Source organism: Streptomyces sp. GESEQ-35 (genome assembly GCF_017948485.1).
Classification (GTDB): domain Bacteria; phylum Actinomycetota; class Actinomycetes; order Streptomycetales; family Streptomycetaceae; genus Streptomyces.
Genome location: NZ_JAFFSX010000002.1, coordinates 529,393 through 548,323 on the forward strand (window position 1 = coordinate 529,393; position 18,931 = coordinate 548,323).

At 71.1% G+C, this 18,931-nt stretch carries 19 protein-coding genes and 1 pseudogene; 16 read left to right on the plus strand and 4 right to left on the minus strand.

Going from position 1 to position 18,931, the window contains the following annotated elements:
- Nucleotides 1–76: 76 nt before the first annotated feature.
- The 5 genes from KCH87_RS05900 to KCH87_RS05920 are packed head-to-tail and all read left to right on the plus strand — an operon-like array spanning nt 77 to nt 5,016.
- Nucleotides 77–1,579, plus strand: a complete 1,503-nt coding sequence (locus tag KCH87_RS05900; protein WP_374198960.1) for an IucA/IucC family siderophore biosynthesis protein — start codon at nt 77–79, stop codon at nt 1,577–1,579.
- Between the two features lie 52 nt (nt 1,580–1,631).
- Entirely contained in the window at nt 1,632–2,084 is a 453-nt protein-coding gene (locus KCH87_RS05905; protein WP_210584723.1) for a MarR family winged helix-turn-helix transcriptional regulator, read from the plus strand.
- On the plus strand, nt 2,081–3,817 hold the full coding sequence (locus KCH87_RS05910; RefSeq protein ID WP_210584724.1) for an MFS transporter: 1,737 nt from the start codon (nt 2,081–2,083) through the stop codon (nt 3,815–3,817). The genes KCH87_RS05905 and KCH87_RS05910 overlap by 4 nt, the downstream gene beginning before the upstream one ends.
- A 9-nt stretch (nt 3,818–3,826) precedes the next feature.
- Complete coding sequence (locus KCH87_RS05915) at nt 3,827–4,741, plus strand: HipA family kinase (RefSeq protein ID WP_210584725.1); 915 nt, start codon at nt 3,827–3,829, stop codon at nt 4,739–4,741.
- A complete protein-coding gene (locus tag KCH87_RS05920; RefSeq protein WP_210584727.1) occupies nt 4,738–5,016 on the plus strand; it encodes a SelT/SelW/SelH family protein in 279 nt (92 codons plus the stop codon). The genes KCH87_RS05915 and KCH87_RS05920 overlap by 4 nt, the downstream gene beginning before the upstream one ends.
- Before the next feature lies 1 nt (nt 5,017).
- On the opposite strand, the gene aceB is transcribed toward KCH87_RS05920, so the two are convergent.
- Together aceB and KCH87_RS05930 are read right to left on the minus strand one after the other, a co-directional pair.
- Nucleotides 5,018–6,643 (minus strand): malate synthase A, encoded by a 1,626-nt coding sequence (gene aceB / locus KCH87_RS05925; protein WP_210584729.1) that lies wholly within the window; start codon nt 6,641–6,643, stop codon nt 5,018–5,020.
- Between the two features lie 196 nt (nt 6,644–6,839).
- A complete protein-coding gene (locus tag KCH87_RS05930; protein WP_210584730.1) occupies nt 6,840–7,439 on the minus strand; it encodes an NTP transferase domain-containing protein in 600 nt (199 codons plus the stop codon).
- 217 nt (nt 7,440–7,656) lie between these two features.
- Between KCH87_RS05930 and KCH87_RS05935 the strand changes: the two genes are divergently transcribed.
- Complete coding sequence (locus KCH87_RS05935) at nt 7,657–7,935, plus strand: DUF5955 family protein (RefSeq protein ID WP_210584732.1); 279 nt, start codon at nt 7,657–7,659, stop codon at nt 7,933–7,935.
- Nucleotides 7,936–8,037: 102 nt separating this feature from the next.
- Here KCH87_RS05935 and KCH87_RS05940 read toward each other — a convergent pair whose 3' ends face one another.
- The gene (locus KCH87_RS05940; RefSeq protein ID WP_210584734.1) at nt 8,038–8,835 is read right to left on the minus strand and encodes an IclR family transcriptional regulator; all 798 of its coding nucleotides are present in this window, start codon (nt 8,833–8,835) and stop codon (nt 8,038–8,040) included.
- A 272-nt stretch (nt 8,836–9,107) separates the two neighbouring features.
- Here KCH87_RS05940 and allB point away from each other — a divergent pair, with 272 nt between their 5' ends.
- The 6 genes and pseudogenes from allB (at nt 9,108) to KCH87_RS05970 (ending at nt 14,602) form a co-directional block, all read left to right on the plus strand.
- Nucleotides 9,108–10,445, plus strand: a complete 1,338-nt coding sequence (allB, locus tag KCH87_RS05945; RefSeq protein WP_210584735.1) for an allantoinase AllB — start codon at nt 9,108–9,110, stop codon at nt 10,443–10,445.
- 45 nt (nt 10,446–10,490) lie between these two features.
- On the plus strand, nt 10,491–11,621 hold the full coding sequence (alc, locus tag KCH87_RS05950; RefSeq protein ID WP_210585008.1) for an allantoicase: 1,131 nt from the start codon (nt 10,491–10,493) through the stop codon (nt 11,619–11,621).
- Between the two features lie 130 nt (nt 11,622–11,751).
- On the plus strand, nt 11,752–13,005 hold the full coding sequence (locus KCH87_RS05955) for an RNA-guided endonuclease TnpB family protein (protein WP_210584737.1): 1,254 nt from the start codon (nt 11,752–11,754) through the stop codon (nt 13,003–13,005).
- Between the two features lie 13 nt (nt 13,006–13,018).
- A pseudogene (locus tag KCH87_RS05960) lies at nt 13,019–13,372 on the plus strand (AIM24 family protein); the annotation flags it as partial.
- Between the two features lie 74 nt (nt 13,373–13,446).
- On the plus strand, nt 13,447–14,073 hold the full coding sequence (locus KCH87_RS05965; RefSeq protein ID WP_210584739.1) for a dihydrofolate reductase family protein: 627 nt from the start codon (nt 13,447–13,449) through the stop codon (nt 14,071–14,073).
- Nucleotides 14,074–14,203: 130 nt separating this feature from the next.
- Nucleotides 14,204–14,602, plus strand: coding sequence for a ribonuclease domain-containing protein (locus KCH87_RS05970; RefSeq protein ID WP_210584741.1), 399 nt, complete (start codon nt 14,204–14,206; stop codon nt 14,600–14,602).
- 70 nt (nt 14,603–14,672) lie between these two features.
- On the opposite strand, the gene KCH87_RS05975 is transcribed toward KCH87_RS05970, so the two are convergent.
- Nucleotides 14,673–14,873: a hypothetical protein gene (locus KCH87_RS05975; protein WP_210584743.1), complete on the minus strand. Its 201-nt coding sequence runs from the start codon at nt 14,871–14,873 to the stop codon at nt 14,673–14,675.
- A gap of 170 nt (nt 14,874–15,043) precedes the next feature.
- Between KCH87_RS05975 and KCH87_RS05980 the strand changes: the two genes are divergently transcribed.
- From KCH87_RS05980 to KCH87_RS05995, 4 genes are all read left to right on the plus strand, one after another.
- Nucleotides 15,044–16,306 carry a sensor histidine kinase gene (locus tag KCH87_RS05980; protein ID WP_210584745.1) on the plus strand — a complete coding sequence of 421 codons (1,263 nt, stop codon included), beginning with the start codon at nt 15,044–15,046 and terminating at the stop codon, nt 16,304–16,306.
- A gap of 178 nt (nt 16,307–16,484) precedes the next feature.
- Nucleotides 16,485–17,609 (plus strand): hypothetical protein, encoded by a 1,125-nt coding sequence (locus KCH87_RS05985; RefSeq protein ID WP_210584747.1) that lies wholly within the window; start codon nt 16,485–16,487, stop codon nt 17,607–17,609.
- The gene (locus KCH87_RS05990; RefSeq protein WP_308298756.1) at nt 17,600–18,253 is read left to right on the plus strand and encodes a hypothetical protein; all 654 of its coding nucleotides are present in this window, start codon (nt 17,600–17,602) and stop codon (nt 18,251–18,253) included. Before KCH87_RS05985 ends, KCH87_RS05990 begins: the two co-directional genes overlap by 10 nt.
- Before the next feature lie 3 nt (nt 18,254–18,256).
- Nucleotides 18,257–18,931, plus strand: coding sequence for an RES family NAD+ phosphorylase (locus tag KCH87_RS05995; protein WP_210584748.1), 675 nt, complete (start codon nt 18,257–18,259; stop codon nt 18,929–18,931).

Consider the following 18,931-nt stretch of genomic DNA (forward strand, 5'->3'; position numbering starts at 1 on the left):
CAGGCAGGGCGTCACGACGAGGGCGTGACGACAGACATACTGATCGTCTCCCGCCCGAACGGACCGTAGGGAACAAGTGGAACGCGTGGACCTCATGCCCCCGCCCACCGCCGACGACGCGTCGGCACGCGCAGACGCGTACGCGGCGGCCCCGCTGCTGAACTGTCTGCTGCGGGAGGTGGCAAGACCGGAACCCGGCGAGCGGTGGGTGTACCGGCTGCCGGGCGGGAACCGGCTGCTGCGGGTGCGCGGCGGACGACGGCCCGCCGAGCCCGAGCTGTACGTGGCGGGCAGCTGGCAGCGGCTCGGCCACAGCGACCTCGTGAAGCTCGTCGTCGAGGAGCTCACCCGGTACACGGGCCAGTCCAACCACGAACTGCTCGCCGAGATGGAGGACAGCCGCGACGCCGTCGCCGCCCTGCTCACCGCGCGGGCCCACGCGACCGCGCCCGACGATCCCTATCTGCGCTCGGAACAGTCCCTCATCACCGGCCACCCCCACCATCCCGCCCCCAAGGCGCGCGGCGGCGGCCCGGTCACCGGCTGGCTGCCGTACGCCCCCGAAGCGCACGCCGGCTTCCCGCTGGTGCTGCTCGGCGTGCGCGAGGACACGGTCGTCGAGGAGGGCGACACCTCCGCCCTCGACACCCTGGGCGAGGCGCCGCCCGGCTACCGGCTGCTGCCCGTCCACCCGTGGCAGCTCGACCTCGTCGGCCAGGACCTCGCCCCGGCCTTCGCGGACGGGCGGCTGGTCCGGCTGGACACGACCGCGTTCCCGGTCCGGCCCACGGCAGCGATCCGCACCGTGTACGCCCCGGAGCGCGACCTCTTCCTCAAGTTCAGCCTCGATGTGCGCATCACCAACGACGTACGCCGGCTGTGGCGCCACGACCTGAAGAAGCTGCGCCGCACCGACGCGGCCGTGACGCAGGCGTTCGCGGCGCTCGACGGCCCGGCGGCCTGGCTGAGCGACCGCGGCTACCGCACCGCCGGTTTCGCCTTCGAGGAACTCGCCGTGCTGGTCCGCGACGGACTGCGCCCCCACCTCCTGCCCGGCGCGACCCCGCTGCTCGCCGCCGGCCTCGTCGAGGGCTTCACGGGCAGCCCGCTCGACGGCACGGTCGATCCGGCGGGCTGGTGGGAGGCCTATCTGCGCCAGGTGGTCCCACCGGTGCTGGCCGCCTTCGCCGACCACGGCGTCGTACTCGAAGCGCATCTTCAGAACACGCTGGTCGCCGTCGATGCCGACGGCACACCCGTGCAGGCCCTGTTCAGGGACGCCGAGGGCGTGAAGCTGCTGGCGGACGTGGAGCGGGCCGCCGGGTGGGAGCGGTTGGTGTACTGCCTGGTCGTCAACCATCTGATCGAGGTCGCCGGGGCCCTCGCCGAGCGCCACCCGGCCCTGGACCCCTGGCCCGCCGTACGTGCCGAACTGGCCCGGCACGACCTGCCCGAGGTCGCCGGGCTGCTCACCGCGCCCACCCTCCCGGGCAAGACCAACCTGCTGCTGCGCTGGACCGGCGCGGACGGGGCCGACGCACGCTATCTGCCGCTGCCGAACCCCCTGGCCGACGCCTGAGGCTCACGCGGACCATCTTGTTTCATCCTGCATCTACATGCATAATGTGGTTATGCATAAGCGGGTTATGGAACCTGAGGGCGCACCCACGTCCCCGGAGCGGCTCATCGGCGCCGTGGAGCAGATCGTGCGGTACGTGCGCCGCAGCGCCGGCGCCGGCGGGCTGAGCACGGCCGCCTCCTCCGCACTGTCCCGGCTGGCGTGGGAGGGACCGCACCGGCTGACCGACCTGGCCCGCGCGGAAAGCGTTTCCCAGCCGAACATGACGCAGCTCGTCAACCGCATGGAGCGGGACGGCCTGGTGCGCCGCGTCTCCGATCACACCGACGGGCGGGGCGTCCTGGTGGAGGTCACCGACCACGGCAGGGAGGTGCGCCGGCAGCGGCGCGCCGAAGTCGCCGAAGCCTTCATGGAGCTGGTGGGGGAGATGACCGAGGCCGAACGCGAGGCGGCGGGGATCGCCCTGCCGGCGCTCGCACGCGTCATCCAGGAGAAGAACATATGAGTGCGCCCCACCCGAAGTCCGCCAGTCCCTTCAAGCAGCCCAAGGCCGTCTGGGCCGTCGCGTTCGCGTGCGTCATCTCGTTCATGGGCATCGGCCTCGTCGACCCGATCCTCCCGGCTCTGGCCGACAGCCTGCACGCCACGCCCAGCCAGGTGTCCCTGCTCTTCAGCAGCTATCTGATCGTGACCGCGGTGGCGATGCTGTTCGTGGGCTGGTTCTCCAGCCGCTTCGGCGCCAAACGCACCCTCGTCATAGGCCTGTCGGTGATCGTCGTCTTCTCCGCGCTGGCCGGCACCTCCGGCTCCATCGACGGCATCGTCGGCTTCCGCGCGGGCTGGGGACTGGGCAACGCCCTGTTCATCGCCACGTCCCTGGCCGTGATCGTCGCCTCGGCCAGCGGCGGCTTCAGCGGCGCGATCATCCTGTACGAGACCGCGCTCGGCCTCGGCATCGCCGTCGGGCCCCTGCTCGGCGGGGAGTTGGGCGGTATCAGCTGGCGCGGCCCCTTCTTCGGAGTCGCCGTCCTGATGGCGATCGCGCTCGTCGCCACCGCCCTGTTCGTGCCGAACCTGCCCAAGCCGGAGCGCCCCACCTCGCCCCTCGCGCCGCTCAAGGCGCTGCGCCACCGCGGGCTGCTGACGATGGGCATCATGGCGCTGCTCTACAACTGGGGCTTCTTCACCATGCTGGGCTACGCCCCGTACCCCATGGAGCTGAACGCCCATCAACTCGGCCTGGTCTTCACCGGATGGGGCCTGCTGGTCGCCCTGTTCAGCGTCTTCTTCGCCCCGCGCCTCCAGGCCCGCTACGGCACCGCGCCCGTGCTGTACGCGAATCTGGTCGGCCTCGGCATCGTGATGGCCGTGATCGCCGCCGGCGTCAGCACACCCACCGTGGTGATCGTCGCGGTCGTCCTCAGCGGCGTCTTCATCGGCATCAACAACACGCTCACCACCCAGGCCGTCATGCTCGTCTCGCCGGTGGAACGGCCCGTCGCCTCCTCCGCGTACGGCTTCGTGCGCTTCATCGGCGGCGGCCTCGCCCCGTACGCGGCGGGCAGGCTCGCCGACGCCACCGATCTGAGCGTGCCCTTCTACCTCGGTGCCGCCACGTTCCTGCTCGCCATACCGGTGCTCGCCAGCGGCCACCGGCTGCTGAGCCAGGCCGAGCAGAGCAACGCCGAAGGCGAGCCGGTGACGCCCTCGCTCGCTCCGGTCGGCGACCCGACGCCCGCCGGGGCCACCCCGGTCGTCGTCGCCGTCGGGGCGCACGAGCGGGCGGCCGCCATCGTGGACGCCGCGGCCCGGATCGCCCGGGACACCCACAGCCCGCTGGAGGTCGTCCACGTCCAGCAGATCGCCGTGGTCGAGGAGCAGGCCGAGAGCACCGAGGACACCGAGGCGGGCCGCGCGGCCGTCACCGCCCATCTGGACCGGCTCGCGGCGCAGGGCCTGACCGCCACCGGCCAGCTGCTCACCAGCGTGGGCGACCACGGCGCCGCCGGCCGCGCCCTCGCCCGGCACGCGGCGGACGTCGGCGCCCGTGTGGTGGCCGTGGGCCACTCCCCGCGCGGCGCGCTCGCCCAGTTCGCCGACGGCGGCTTCACCAGCGCACTCACGCACGCCGCGAGCTGCACGGTCGTCCTCGTCGACCCCGCGACGGCCCCCCGTGAGCTCAGCGCGGACACCCTCGCCGAACTGCGCGCCGCGGTGGCCCCCGACAACGCCGTATAACCTGGCGAAATGCTCAGAGAAGTCACCGCGACCCGCTATGTGAACCCGCTGCGCAGCGGGGGCTCGGTGCCCGGTGTGGTGGAGGCCGACGACCTGGGCATGTACGTCGTCAAGTTCACCGGCTCGGCGCAGGGCAGGAAGGCGCTGGTCGCCGAGGTGATCGTGGGTGAGCTGGCGCGGGCGCTGGGGCTCAGGTTCCCCGAGCTGGTGCTGGTGCACTTCGACCCGGAGATCGCCGACGGGGAGCCGCACCAGGAGGTGCGGGAGCTGCACAGCGCCAGCGCCGGGACCAACCTCGGCATGGACTTCCTGCCGGGCGCGAAGGACTTCACGCCCGAGGTCGCCGAGACGTTCCGCGTGGACCCGTTGGAGGCCGGCCGGATCGTCTGGCTGGACGCGCTGACCGTCAACGTCGACCGTACGGTCCACAGCTCCAACCTGATGATCTGGCCCACGTTCGGCACCGCGCCCCCGCACCTGTGGCTGATCGACCACGGCGCCGCCCTCGTCTTCCACCACCGCTGGGACGCGACGGAGCCGGAGAGGGCGTACGACTTCCGGCACCATGCGCTCGGCCACTACGCGCCGGACGTGCGCGCGGCCGACGCCGAACTGGCGCCCCGCGTCACGGAGCAGCTGCTGCGCGAGATCGTCGCCGAGGTCCCGGACGCCTGGCTCGCCGCGGAACCGGGCTTCGCGACGCCCGACGACGTGCGCGAGGCCTACGTCGGCTACCTCCACGCGCGCGTGCGGGCGTCGAAGGCGTGGCTGCCCACGGATTTCCCCACCCGGGAGGAGCTCGCCGCCGAGCAGGCCCTGCGCGCGGCGAAGACACAGCAAGGCCGTCCGAAGTGGCTCAAGCAGGTCCCCGACCTGCACGGCAAACCGGCGGCGGAACAGGATTGGTCGGTACACCTCGAATGACCCAACGCGTTCAGATCGAGTACTGCACCCAGTGCCGCTGGCTGCCTCGGGCGGCCTGGCTGGCACAGGAGCTGCTGACGACGTTCGAGACCGAGCTGACCGAGCTGTCGCTCAAGCCGGGCACCGGTGGCGTCTTCGTCGTGCGCGTGAACGACGAGGTGGTCTGGGACCGCCGCGAGCAGGGCTTCCCGGAGCCAACGGCGGTCAAGCAGGCGGTACGTGACCGAGTGGCCCCGGGAAGGTCCCTGGGCCACTCGGACAAACCTGCCTCGTGACTCAGCCCTTGAGCTGCTCGTACGCGGGCAGGGTCAGGAAGTCCGCGTAGTCCTCGTCGAGGGCGACGGTGAGCAGCAGGTCGTGGGCCTGCTGCCAGTGGCCGGCCGCGAAGGCCTCGTCGCCGAGCTCCGCCTTGATGTTCTGGAGTTCCTCGGCGGCCACCTTGCGAGCCAGCTCGGGCGTCGCCTTCTTGCCGTTCTCGAACTCGACCCCGGCGTTGATCCACTGCCAGATCTGCGAGCGGGAGATCTCGGCGGTGGCCGCGTCCTCCATCAGATTGAAGATGGCGACCGCGCCGAGCCCGCGCAGCCAGGCCTCGATGTAACGGATGCCCACCTGAACGGCGTTGACCAGGCCGTCGTACGTCGGCTTCGCCTTGAGCGAGTCGACCGCGATCAGGTCGGCCGCCTTGACGTCGACGTCCTCGCGGAGCCGGTCCTTCTGGTTCGGCCTGTCGCCGAGGACCGCGTCGAAGGAGGCCATGGCGATCGGAACGAGGTCCGGGTGGGCGACCCATGAGCCGTCGAAGCCGTCGTTCGCCTCGCGGTCCTTGTCGGCCTTCACCTTCTCGAAGGCGACCTTGTTGACCTCCTCGTCGCGGCGGGACGGGATGAACGCTGCCATGCCGCCGATCGCGTGCGCGCCGCGCTTGTGGCAGGTGCGGACGAGGAGTTCGGTGTACGCGCGCATGAAGGGGGCCGTCATGGTGACCGCGTTGCGGTCCGGCAGGACGAACTTGGCGCCGCCGTCACGGAAGTTCTTGACGATGGAGAACAGGTAGTCCCAGCGGCCCGCGTTCAACCCCGAGGCGTGGTCGCGGAGTTCGTAGAGGATCTCCTCCATCTCGTACGCGGCCGTGATCGTCTCGATCAGCACGGTGGCGCGGATGGTGCCCTGCGGGATGCCGACGTAGTCCTGCGCGAAGACGAAGACGTCGTTCCAGAGACGGGCCTCGAGGTGCGACTCCGTCTTGGGGAGATAGAAGTACGGGCCCTTGCCGAGGTCGAGCAGACGCTTGGCGTTGTGGAAGAAGTACAGGCCGAAGTCGACGAAGGCGCCGGGGACCTGCTCGCCGTCCGGGGTGGTGAGGTGACGCTCGTTCAGATGCCAGCCGCGCGGGCGCATGACGACGGTCGCGAGCTCGGCATCGGCCTTCAGGGCGTACGACTTGCCGGACTTCGGGTCGGTGAAGTCGATGTTCCGCGTGTACGCGTCGGTCAGGTTGAGCTGGCCGAGGACCACGTTCTCCCAGGTCGGCGCGGAGGCGTCCTCGAAGTCGGCGAGCCAGACCTTGGCGCCCGAGTTGAGGGCGTTGATGGTCATCTTGCGGTCGGTGGGGCCGGTGATCTCCACGCGGCGGTCGTCCAGGGCCGCGGGGGAGGGGGCCACCTTCCAGGAGTCGTCGGCGCGGACGGCGGCGGTCTCCGGGAGGAAGTCGAGCGTGGAGGTGCGGGCGATCTCGGCGCGGCGCTCCGCTCGGCGGGCGAGGAGCTCGTCACGCCGGGGCGTGAACCTCCGGTGCAGCTCGGCCACGAAGGCGAGGGCCGCTTCGGTGAGGACCTCCTCCTGCCGGGGCAGGGGCTCGGCGTCGACGATGGCCAGCGGGGACGGCGCTGGTGCGGACATGAGCTGTCACTTCCTTCAGCGGGCTGCGTACGTGTGGCACTGGGTGCCGCAGGGCACCGGACAGGGCTGGACGCGTCCTCGGGGCGGTCCAGCCTTCTGAGCAGTGGATACTAGTTTCCTCATGGTGGAAGTTCAATGGTTTGTTGATATCGAGATTCTCTGAGTCGAGGCAAGGTGGCGCTCGGTGCCACCATGCTCACTCAAGGTGGCTCAAGTCGCCTTCCGTGTCGATGTCGTACGCCTCGGCCACATCCCCGCACTCGACGAGCGTGATCGCCTCCTCATGTGCCTTCAGATAGGCGCGTGCCCCGCGGTCCCCGGTCGCCGTGGCCGCGATACCGGCCCAGTGGGCGGCGCCGAACAGGACCGGGTGCCCGCGTACCCCGTCATAGGCGGCCGAGACGAGCGACTCCCCGTCCTTGTACGCCGCGAGCACGCGGGCCACCGCATCCGGGCCGATGCCGGGCTGGTCGACGAGCGAGACGAGCGCGGCCCGTGCCGGCGTCCCGGCGAGCGAATCGAGCCCGGCCCGCAGTGAGGAGCCCATGCCCTGCTCCCACTCCGGGTTCTCGACGAGAACGCACCCCGTCAGCCGCGCCCGCTCCCTTACGACCGCCGCCTGCGCGCCGAGCACCACATGGATACGTGTGCACCCGGCCGTGCGCAGGACGCCGACCGCGTGTTCGACGAGCGGCCGCCCCCGGTGTTCGAGCAGTGCCTTGGGCCGTCCGCCCAGCCGCCGTCCGCCTCCCGCGGCGAGGAGCAGCCCGGCCACCGTGTCGTTCCTGTCCGTCATGCGTCCTGCATACCTGAGACACCGGCGCGCGACGGGATTCCGGAGACTGAATTTCGGTCCGCGCGGTGGCGCATCCCGCATCGCGTGGCGTTTACTGGCCCGCGTCCCCGGCGCCCGACCAGCTCCCGGGGGCGCTGGGCGGGATCACGACGTACAGGCGCACAACGGCGTGCGCGGGGGGAGAGCTGTGTTGCGGAGCTTGGGGCAGAGGCGGCCAGTGACCGGCAGCGACGAGGACCCGAGGGTGGCGGAACTGCGGACCGCGGTGTCCCGGCTGCGCCGCGAACTCGCCGCGCATCCCGCCGAGTTCCCCGACCGCGGCATCGCCGAGGACGAACTTGCCGCCCTTGCCGCGATGACGATCAGCGGCAGCCCGGAAATCCCGCGCCTGCGGCGCTCGTTGCTGTTGATCGCCGGGGCGATCGGGTCGGTGAGTGCGCTGTCTCGGGGGCTTACGCAGGTGCGCGATGCGGTGGATCTGTTCGGGGAGCGGTGACGCTCCGCTGGGAGGGCGGTGCGTCGGCTGCGGGTGCGTTGTGGCTGGTCGCGCAGTTCCCCGCGCCCCTTTGGGGCGCTGCCTTATCGTCTGCCTGAGATGTCACCCGTGGTTCTGGCTGGTGGCCAGTGCCTCGGAGAGTTCGCCCGCGACCTGCTGGAGTATCGGCACGATTCGCTCCGTCACCGTCTCCGTGACCCGGCCTGCCGGGCCCGAGATGGAAATGGCCGCCGCGGTGGGGGAGTTGGGCACGGAGACCGCGAGGCAGCGCACGCCGATCTCCTGTTCGTTGTCGTCGACGGCGTAGCCGAGCCGGCGTACGTCGTCCAGGGCGGCGAGGAAGCCGTCGGCCGTGGTGATCGTCTTCTCCGTCGCGGCGGGCATGCCGGTGCGGGCGAGCAGGGCGCGCACCTCGTCGTCCGGGGTGTTCGCCAGCAGGGCCTTGCCCACGCCCGTGGAGTGCGGCAGCACGCGCCGGCCGACCTCGGTGAACATCCGCATCGAGTGCTTCGACGGCACCTGCGCCACGTACACGATCTCGTCGCCGTCGAGCAGCGCCATGTTCGCCGTCTCGCCGGTCTCCTCGACCAGGCGGGCGAGATAGGGGCGGGCCCAGGTGCCGAGCAGCCGGGAGGCGGACTCGCCGAGCCGGATCAGGCGCGGGCCGAGGGCGTACCGCCGGTTGGGCTGCTGGCGTACGTAGCCGCACGCCACCAGCGTGCGCATCAGGCGGTGGATGGTCGGCAGCGGCAGCCCGCTGCTCGCGGACAGCTCACTCAGCCCGACCTCGCCTCCCGCGTCCGCCATCCGCTCGAGCAGATCGAAGGCGCGCTCGAGGGACTGGACCCCGCCGGTGGCTGACTTGGCGGAGTCGGTGGTGCTGGCGCTGGACGTCGGCACGGCGCGTTCCTTTCGGGGCAGGCAGGAAGAGCAGAAGCCTACCCGTCGGTCGGTTGACTCCCCGCTTGTGCGTAGCTACGTTCTGCTTGCCGGAATTCTAATTCCACTTCGTGGAAACGTCCAGAGTAACGCCATCGGGTGCACTGTGGAGAAGTGTGCCCTTGACGGCGCGCGGACGGGAGTGAAGACTCCTTCAACGGAACGTTGAATTCCGTTACGTGGAAGTAAATCCCGTGTCTCGGAAGTAAACGGCGACAGAGAGAGGGGTCCGGGTGTCCGACGTCGAACTGGTGTTGCGGTCCACGCGTGTCATCACCCCGGAAGGGACGCGCGCCGCCTCGGTCGCCGTCTCCGCCGGGAAGATCACGGCCGTCCAGCCGTACGACGCCGAGGTGCCCGCCGGCGCCCGGCTGACGGACCTCGGCGACGACGTCCTGCTGCCCGGCCTGGTCGACACCCACGTGCACGTCAACGACCCCGGCCGCACCGAGTGGGAGGGCTTCTGGACGGCCACCCGCGCCGCGGCCGCCGGCGGCATCACCACCCTCGTCGACATGCCGCTCAACTCCCTCCCGCCGACCACGACGGTCGAGAACCTCCGTACGAAGCAGAAGGTGGCCGCCGACAAGGCGCACATCGACGTCGGCTTCTGGGGCGGCGCCCTGCCCGACAACGTGCGGGACCTGCGCCCGCTGCACGACGCCGGGGTCTTCGGCTTCAAGGCGTTCCTGTCGCCGTCGGGCGTGGACGAGTTCCCGCATCTCGACCAGGAGCAGCTCGCCCGGTCCCTGGCCGGGATCGCCTCCTTCGACGGCCTGCTGATCGTGCACGCCGAGGATCCGCACCACCTCTCCGCCGCCCCGCAGCACGGCGGCCCGAAGTACGCCGACTTCCTGGCCTCACGCCCGCGTGACGCGGAGGACACGGCGATCGCCCAGCTGATCGCCCAGGCCAAACGCCTGGACGCGCGCGTGCACGTGCTGCACCTGTCCTCGTCCGACGCGCTGCCGCTGATCGCCGAGGCCAAGGCCGAGGGCGTCCGCCTCACCGTGGAGACCTGCCCGCACTACCTGACCCTGATCGCCGAGGAAGTCCCGGACGGGGCCAGCGAGTTCAAGTGCTGCCCGCCCATCCGTGAGGCCGCCAACCAGGACCTGCTGTGGCAGGCGCTGGCCGACGGCACGATCGACTGCGTGGTCACCGACCACTCGCCGTCCACGGCCGACCTGAAGACCGACGACTTCGCGACGGCGTGGGGCGGCATCTCCGGCCTCCAGCTGAGCCTGGCGGCGGTGTGGACGGAGGCCCGGGGGCGCGGCCACAGCCTGGAGGACGTCGTCCGCTGGATGTCCGAGCGGACGGCTCAGCTGGCCGGCCTCGGCCAGAAGGGCGCCATCGAGGCGGGCCGCGACGCCGACTTCGCGGTCCTCGCGCCCGACGAGACCTTCACCGTGGACCCGGCGGCCCTCCAGCACCGCAACCGCGTCACGGCGTACGCGGGCAAGACCCTGTACGGCGTCGTCAAGTCCACCTGGCTGCGCGGCGAACGCATCGTGGCGGACGGCGAGTTCACCGAGCCGAAGGGGCACCTCCTCACCCGGACCTCCTGACACCCACCCGCACCCGCCGACTTGCGAAAGGCAGACCTGATCACCGTGACGGCGCAGCAGCAATTTTCTGGGGCGAGTTTCACCGGCGACGCGAACCCCTACGGAGGCGGCGACCCGTACGCGGACTACCGCACCGCCGACTTCCCCTTCACCCAGTACGCCAACCTCGCCGACCGGCAGCTCGGCGCCGGTGTCATCGCCGCCAACGACGAGTTCTTCGCCCAGCGGGAGAACCTGCTGGTGCCCGAGCGCGCCGAGTTCGACCCGGAGCACTTCGGGCACAAGGGCAAGATCATGGACGGCTGGGAGACCCGCCGCCGCCGCGGTGCCTCGGCCGGCCACCCCTGGCCGACGGCCGAGGACCACGACTGGGCGCTGGTCCGCCTCGGCGCGCCCGGTGTGATCCGCGGGATCGTCGTCGACACGGCCCACTTCCGCGGCAACTACCCGCAGGCGGTGTCCATCGAGGGCACCTCGGTGCCGGGCTCGCCGTCGCCGGAGGAGCTTGTCTCGGACGACGTGAAGTGGACGACGCTGGTGCCGCGCACGCCGGTCGGCGGCCACGCGGCAAACGGTTTCGCCGTAGCGGTCGAGCAGCGCTTCACACACCTGCGGGTCAACCAGCACCCCGACGGCGGCATCGCGCGCCTGCGGGTGTACGGCGAGGTCGTCCCGGACCCGGCATGGCTGGAGGTGCTGAGCACCTTCGACGTGGTCGCCCTGGAGAACGGCGGCCAGGTCGAGGACGCCTCCAACCTCTTCTACTCACCCGCCACGAACACCATCCAGCCGGGCCGCTCCCGCAAGATGGACGACGGCTGGGAGACCCGCCGCCGCCGCGACCAGGGCAACGACTGGATCAGCTACCGGCTGGTGGCCCAGTCCCGGATCCGCGCGATCGAGATCGACACGGCGTATCTGAAGGGCAACAGTGCGGGGTGGGCGTCGGTGTCGGTGCAGGACGGCGAGACGGGGGAGTGGACGGAAGTCCTCCCGCGCACCCGCCTCCAGCCCGACACCAACCACCGATTCGTCCTCCCGACCCCGGCAGTCGGCACGCACGCACGCGTGGACATCTATCCCGACGGCGGGATCTCGCGTCTGCGTCTGTTCGGCTCCTTGACGGAGGAGGGGGCGACGCGACTCTCTGCGCGGCACCAGGAGCTCGGGGGCTGAGCACGCCTTGGGGCTCCGTCCTGGGCCGCGGCTCCCCCAGGCCGGAGCGCCGGGAAGGGCTGGGGCGGGATCAGGTGAATGTGGGGTGTTCGAATGCGGGGGCTGCGGTCGGCCGGGTAGCGTTGCGGGTGTGAAGCTGGTGGTACAGGTGAAGCTGCTGCCGACGCCCGTGCAGGCGGCGGCACTTGAGGCGACCTTGCGCGCCTGCAACGAGGCCGCCACCTGGGCCAGCCGGGTCGCCTTCGAAAAGGATGTGAAGAGGAACTTCGCGCTGCGGGAGCACACCTACGACGAGACCAAGGCGCGGTGGGGGCTGGGTGCGCAGGCCGCCCAGCACGTGATCAAGAAGACGTGCGACGCCTACGCCACGCTGAAAGCGAACCTGAAGGCCGGGAACCTGGGGAAGCCAGGCTCGAAGCGGTATCGGAAGGCGACGGAGAAGCCGGTCGTCTTCCGTCCGGAGGGGGCGCAGCCGTACGACGACCGGATGCTGTCCTGGCAGATCCCCGAGCGGCGGGTGTCGCTGTGGACGGTTGCCGGGCGGGTGAAGGACGTGGCGTTCACGGCCTCACCGGAGCAGCTGGCCACTCTTGCGCTGTACCGCAAGGGTGAGTCGGATCTGGTGTGCCGGGACGGCATGTGGTTCCTGCTGGCCACCTGCGAGGTACCCGAGGCCCCGCTGAATGCGGATCCGTCTGACTTCCTCGGCATCGACCTGGGCATCGTGAACATCGCCACTACGTCCGACGGTGAGATCATGGCCGGGCGGGAGATCAATCGCGTCCGGGTGCGGGAACGCGGGCTGCGCCGGAAACTGCAGCAGAAGAACACCCCGTCCGCCACGCGCCGGTTGAAGAAGCGGCGGCGCAAGGAGGCGCGGCGGGCCAAGGACATCAACCACAAGATCGCGAAGCATGTGGTGGCCGAGGCAGAACGCACCGGTCGCGGAATCGCCCTGGAAGAGTTGACGGGCATCCGCGAGCGGGTACGGCTTGCAAAGCCCCAACGGGCCACCCACTCCAGCTGGTCCTTCGCCCAGCTCGGAAGCTTCATCGCGTACAAGGCCTGCCGGGCAGGTGTGCCGGTGGTGTACGTCGATCCGGCGTACACCTCGCGCACCTGTGGCGAGTGCGGCCACATCGACAGGGCGAACCGGGTCTCGCAGGCCTGGTTCGCATGCCGGAACTGCGGACTCGTTGATCACGCAGACCGGAACAGCTCCCGCAACATCCGCGCCCGCGCGTGGGAGTTGTGGCGACGCGGGGCCGAGTCGACGGCCCCCGCCCCGCCCCGGAAACCCGGGAGCGGGGCTGGACGCAAACGCAGTGTCACCGCCAGTGATGCCCGTTGTGCAAGCCCAGCGCCTCTAGCGCCGGGTAGTTGACCAAGAGATCGTCGGCAACGCTCCCGGCGAGATGCGCGCCCTGGAACTCGACGGCACGTGCGCGTGGTTCGCCAGCGACCTCAATCCGGCCGACTTCGGCGGCCGCGTCGAGGTCGACACGGGCTGCGTCGTCGCCTTCGAGGAGGGCATCCAGTACGGCGTCCAGCGCGTCGGCGGCCTCAACCGCCAGGGCGTGATGAACGCCGTCTTCGGCGGCGAGGGCCTGTCCCTGGCGACCCTTGAGGGCAACGGCCGCGTCATCCTCCAGTCGCTCACCATCGAGAGCCTCGCCAACGCCCTGAAGAAGGCCCAGGGCGGCGACAAGCAGGGACCCACGGGCGGGCTCTTCTCGACCCACGCGGGCTGAACCGATGAGTTGCGGGTGCCGGTGGGGTCTGAGCTGATGACAGCAGACCCCACCACAGAGAGAAGGCACCCGTCATGGGCAAGCTCGTCTCCCAGATCTTCGTCAGCCTCGACGGTGTCTACCAAGCGCCGGGTGGCCCTATGGAGGACACGCGGGGCGGCTTCGAGCAGGGCGGCTGGACCGTTCCGTACAACGACGAGGACTTCGGCCGGTTCGTCACCGAGGTCTTCGGCAGCGTCGACGCGTTCCTCCTCGGCCGCCGTACCTACGACATCTTCGCCGCGTACTGGCCCAAGGTGACCGACCCGGCCGACCCCGTCGCCTCCAAGCTGAACGGCCTGCCGAAGTACGTCGCCTCGTCCACCCTCACCGACCCCGAGTGGTCCGGCACCACCGTGCTCGGCGGCGACCTGGCCAAGGAGGTCACGGCCCTCAAGGAGCGCACCGACGGCGAGATCCAGGTCCACGGCAGCGGCGCACTTCTCCAGGCCCTGTTCGCCCTCGATCTCGTCGACGCCGTCCACCTGCTGACCTTCCCGGTCGTGCTGGGCGCCGGCCGCCGCCTCTTCCCGGAGGGCGCGGTGCCGACCGCCTTCCGGCACCGCGGCGGACTGATCACCTCGACGGGCGTCTCCATCCAGTCGTACGACCTCGCGGGCCGCCCGGAGTACGGCTCGTACGAACTGCCCGAGAATGCCTGACCACCGGCCGCCCGGCCTGCGTGAAGACGCCGGGCGGCAAGTTAATTCCCCGAAAACTCATCGGACTTGACGGGAAATTCTCCGGGGTTGTCATTGACATGCCACTGTCTACGCGCGTCATCATGAAGCCATGAGATTCCCCCCACGCGCAACACGCATCGGCGCCGCAGCCGCTCTCCTGTCCGCCCTCCTCGTGGGCGGCACCGTCACCGCCGCCACGTCGGCGAACGCCGCTGTCAGCGCCGTAGGCAGCATCTGCTACGGCGACCTGCCCTCTCAGGCGCACGACACGCTCGACCTGATCGAGCAGGGCGGTCCGTACCCGTACGACCAGGACGGGACGGTCTTCCAGAACCGCGAAGGCATCCTTCCCTCCCAGTCGACCGGGTACTACCACGAGTACACGGTCATCACGCCGGGTTCGTCTACGCGCGGAGCTCGCCGGATCGTCACCGGTGAGGAGAGCCAGGAGGACTACTACACCGCGGACCACTACGAGTCGTTCGACCTGGTCGACTACGGCTGCTGAGTTCCGCGACCCGTTCGGCCGCTTCGGCCATTGAGGAACGGTGCGACCGGCCGGAAGTCCGGTCCTGCGCTCAGCCGGACTTCCGGCTCTCGGCGGCGGCGAACAACGCGAACGCCAGGACCACGAGCGCGGCGCTCGCGTAGATCCCGTAGCCGTCGAGAAAGCCGGCCTTCTGCACGAGGCCGATCTTCCAGTCGGTGAACTCGTGCACCAGGCCCATCGCGCCCTGCACCAGAGCGATGAATCCGAGTACCTCCAGCAATTCCTTCATGGTGAGAACTCTCGCCCCGCGGACCCCCCACGGTCATCGGCCGCGGGGCGAGGCCTCTCCGACCGAAGTCCTTGCTCTCTCCGCGGCCCCGCGCCGAAAGTCTGCGGCGTTGCGACTTTGGTCGTCGATCATGGGTGGGGGGAGGTGCGGCGGGCCCGCACTGCGTAGATTTGTCGACCGTGAGTGGTGACAAGGCGGAGTGGTCCGTGCCGGCGTTCGAGGGGCGCCGGTGGTTGTTCCCGTCCGCCGTGGTCCATGAGTTCGACCCCGACGCCGAACGGTCCGGGCGGCGGCCGCGGCGCACGGTGCGCGACTGGATCGTCGACTTCTCCTGCTTCCTGCTGGCCGTCCTGATCGGCCTGGCGGGCGCGGACTCCGTGACCGGTGACCCGAACACCTCGGACTCCCTCGCCGCCGTCGACCAATGGCTCGGCGCACTCGCCTGCGGCCTGGTCTGGCTGCGCCGCCGCTGGCCGTTCGGACTCGCCGTCGCGATGGTTCCCCTCGGCTTCGTGTCGGGCACCGCGGGCGGCGCCTCCCTGATCGTCTTCTTCTCACTCGCCGTGCACCGGCCCTTCAAGTACGTGGCCTTGATCGGCGGCATCTCGGTCGCGGGGATCCCCTTCTACTTCTGGTGGCGCCCGGAGCCCGGTCTGCCCTTCGTGGCGGCGGTCGCGCTCACCGTGCTCCTGACCGTCTCGGCCATCGCCTGCGGCCTGGTCGTCCGGTCCAAGCGGCAGCTCATGCTGAGCCTGCGCGACCGCGCCCGGCGCGCCGAGACCGAGGCGCAGCTGCGCGCCGAGCAGGCGCAGCGGCTCGCCCGCGAGGCCATCGCCCGGGAGATGCACGACGTTCTCGCGCACCGGCTGACGCTGCTCAGCGTGCACGCCGGGGCGCTGGAGTTCCGGCCCGACGCACCGCAGGAGGAGGTCGCGCGGGCGGGGGGCGTCATCCGGGAGAGCGCGCACGAGGCCCTACAGGACCTGCGGGAGATCATCGGCGTGCTGCGGGCCGGCGAGCCCGACGAGGCGGGCCGCCCGCAGCCGACGCTCGCCGCGCTGGACGCCCTGGTCGCCGAGTCCCGCGAGGCCGGCATGAAGGTCACCCTCGACAACCGCGTCACCGACCCCGCCGCCGTCCCTGCCTCCGTCGGCCGCACCGCCTACCGCATCGCCCAGGAGGGCCTGACCAACGCCCGCAAGCACGCCCCCGGCACCGAGGTCACCGTGTCCGTCACGGGCGCCCCGGGGGAGGGCCTGACCGTGTCCGTACGAAACCCCGCTCCCGACGGCGAGGTGCCACCCGTCCCCGGCTCCGGGCAGGGCCTGATCGGGCTCACGGAGCGGGCGACGCTGGCCGGGGGACGGCTCGCGTACGGGCCGGAGGGGGACGGGGGATTCGGGGTGCGGGGTTGGCTGCCGTGGGGTGAGTAGCCGCGTCGGGGACCTCCGTACGTCCGACCCGCCCCGATCACGACCGGGTGACGACCACCCGTGGCGCCGACCGTCCCGCCCGCGGCCGGTAACGTGAACCGGCGCCGCACGCGGCCCTCGCGGCCGGTGAGTTGACTGGCTCTTGTGGCCGGTGAGGCGCGCGCACGATCATGGGTGCATGTCGCCCGATGCTCCGCAGTTCGCCGTCGTGTCGGTTCTCCGGGAGGTGAAGATGGTCCGGGCGGAGGGCCTGGTCCGGCTCCGCGACCTCCACCTCCCGTTGCTGCGGCGGGCGGTCGCCCCGCACTCCACCGCCGTCACCGACGCCTGGCCCGTCGAGGTCGAGAAGCTGCTGCGGACGGCGGTCTCCCGGCTCGGCGGCGGCGATCTCCAGACGGCGGCCGAGTACACGCTCGGTCTGGCGCCGGGACTGCGCGACCGGCCCGCGGCGGACCGGCGCAGGCTCGCCGCCAAGGTGTACAGCGTCAGCGTCGAGCGCTTCCGCAAGAGCCAGGAGGAGATGGTCCTCGGCCAGATCGCCGAGCAGGTGTGCTGGCTCGCCGGAACGGGCGCGCAGGTCACAGCGCCGCCCGGACTCGCCCTGCTCGCACCGCACTTGCAGCACCGCTCGCTGCGGGTGGGCTCCGTGGACGTGACGCTGCACGTGCACCCCGTCGAACTCCTGCGGGACGTCGACGTGATCGTCTCCCCGAGCAACACCCACCTCGCCCTGCCCGAGATGTTCAAGGCGTCCGTCTCGGCGTCCCTGCGACGGGCCGGCGCGGTACGCGACGCCACGGGCGCGGTGACCGAGGACCCGGTGCACGAGTCGCTCCTCGACTGGCGCAGGCGTCATGGGGTGTTGGGCCGCCCCGCACTGCCCGGCACGGTCGCGCCCGCCGAGCCCGGGGCCCTCGCCGCCCGGGGAGTCCGCCGTATCTACCATGCGGCGGTCACCATGCCGAGGCCCGGCACGAACGACTACGACGTCACGCCGCAGGACGTCGCCGCGGCGGCCGGCCGTGCCCTCGCCCTGCTGTCCGAGGAACAGGGCGGCTTCACACCGCCGTTGCGGTCGATCTGCTTCCCGCTCCTCGGTGCCGGCCGTGGCGGACTGCCGCCGCAGACCAGCGTGAGCGCCCTGTGGGCCGCGCTGGCCGCCGGCACCGCCCCGGACCGGGAGGTGCACCTCGTCGTCCGCAGACCACTGATCGCCGACCTGGTGGCCGAGGTGCTCGGTGCGAGCACGGGCCGGCCGGGCCAGTCACCCCATGCCGGGGAGAAAGGGCACAGGTGCGGGTGAACGCCTTCATGCTGCTCGCCGCGTTCGCGGCCGACTGGAGCAGGCTGTCGCGACTGATCGGCCCTGATGCGCGGCGGACGCTGAGCGAGCGGCTCGCCGAACTGCGCACGGCGGACGCCGACCACGCATCGGCCGCCGACCGGGCGGCACGGACCGTACTCGACGCTCTTCCGCCCGAGGAGGCCGCCAGGCTGCGGCAGGACGGCGTCGGCACGGGCCGCTACGCCGATCCCCCGGCCGCAGACCTCCACGGCGGGTTCGGTGCCGGTGACCTCTGCATGCTCGTGCTCGACGGCAACCCCATGGTCGGCCCCGTCCTCGGCCCCATCCGCGAACGGCTGCTCCGGGAACCGTCGTCGCCCTGGACCGAGGGCACGGATCCGCGGCTGATCGCGCTGTCCGACGAGGACGGCCGCAGACGGGTGCCCCTCTTCCAGTTCGAGGCAGGGACCATGCCCTGGCAGGTGGTCCTGGAGGTCAACGACATCCTGCGCGCCGACACCGACCCCTGGGGCGCGGCCGACTGGTGGCTGTCCCGCACGACCTGGTGGCCCGATCCCCCCGCCGAGCTGCTCGGCCGCCGACGCGACACAGAACTGCTCGGCGGGGCAAGGGAGTTGGCAGCCATGGACGGGGAGGGATAGACGATGGGCAAGTACCCTCCCCCCGACATCCCGCCGGGTGAACCGACCCGGGCCGTCCTGCCGGCGGGCACGCCCGTGTACCGGGTGCATGCCACACACCGCGCGCCGACGTCGTACAACACCCGCCCCTCGCACGCCTTCTACTACGGTGGCCGCTTCGACAGCACTCCCTACGACCCGTACGGCTACCTCTACGTCGGATTCGGTGTCGGTGCCGCCGTGAGCGAAGTGCTGCTGCGCTCACTGCCCTTCGAGAACGGCCCGGGCCCACGGCTGCTGCCGCGCGTCGCGTTCGAGCGGCGCAGCCTGTCCTTCCTGCGGCTGGTCGCCGATGTCGAGGTCGTGTCGCTGATGTCCGGCGCCGATCTCGCGGCGGTGGCGCAGGACTCGTGGCTGGTGCACACAGAAGGCGCGGACTACCCGCAGACCCGCGACTGGGGCCACTGGATCCGCCGGCAGACCAAGCCCTGGGCGCAGGGCTTCGTCTGGCCGTCGAAACGCGAGCCCGCCGACCGCGTCGCCGTCCTCTTCGACGACCGGGGCGGCACGCCGGTGCTCGAACCCACCGGCGCTCCCTCCGTCGACTTCGGGACGGAGGACGGCGAGCGCTGGCTGGACGGCGTGCTGGCGCCGTATCGGACACAGGCCGCACCGCGGCGGCCGGGACAGGACGGGTGA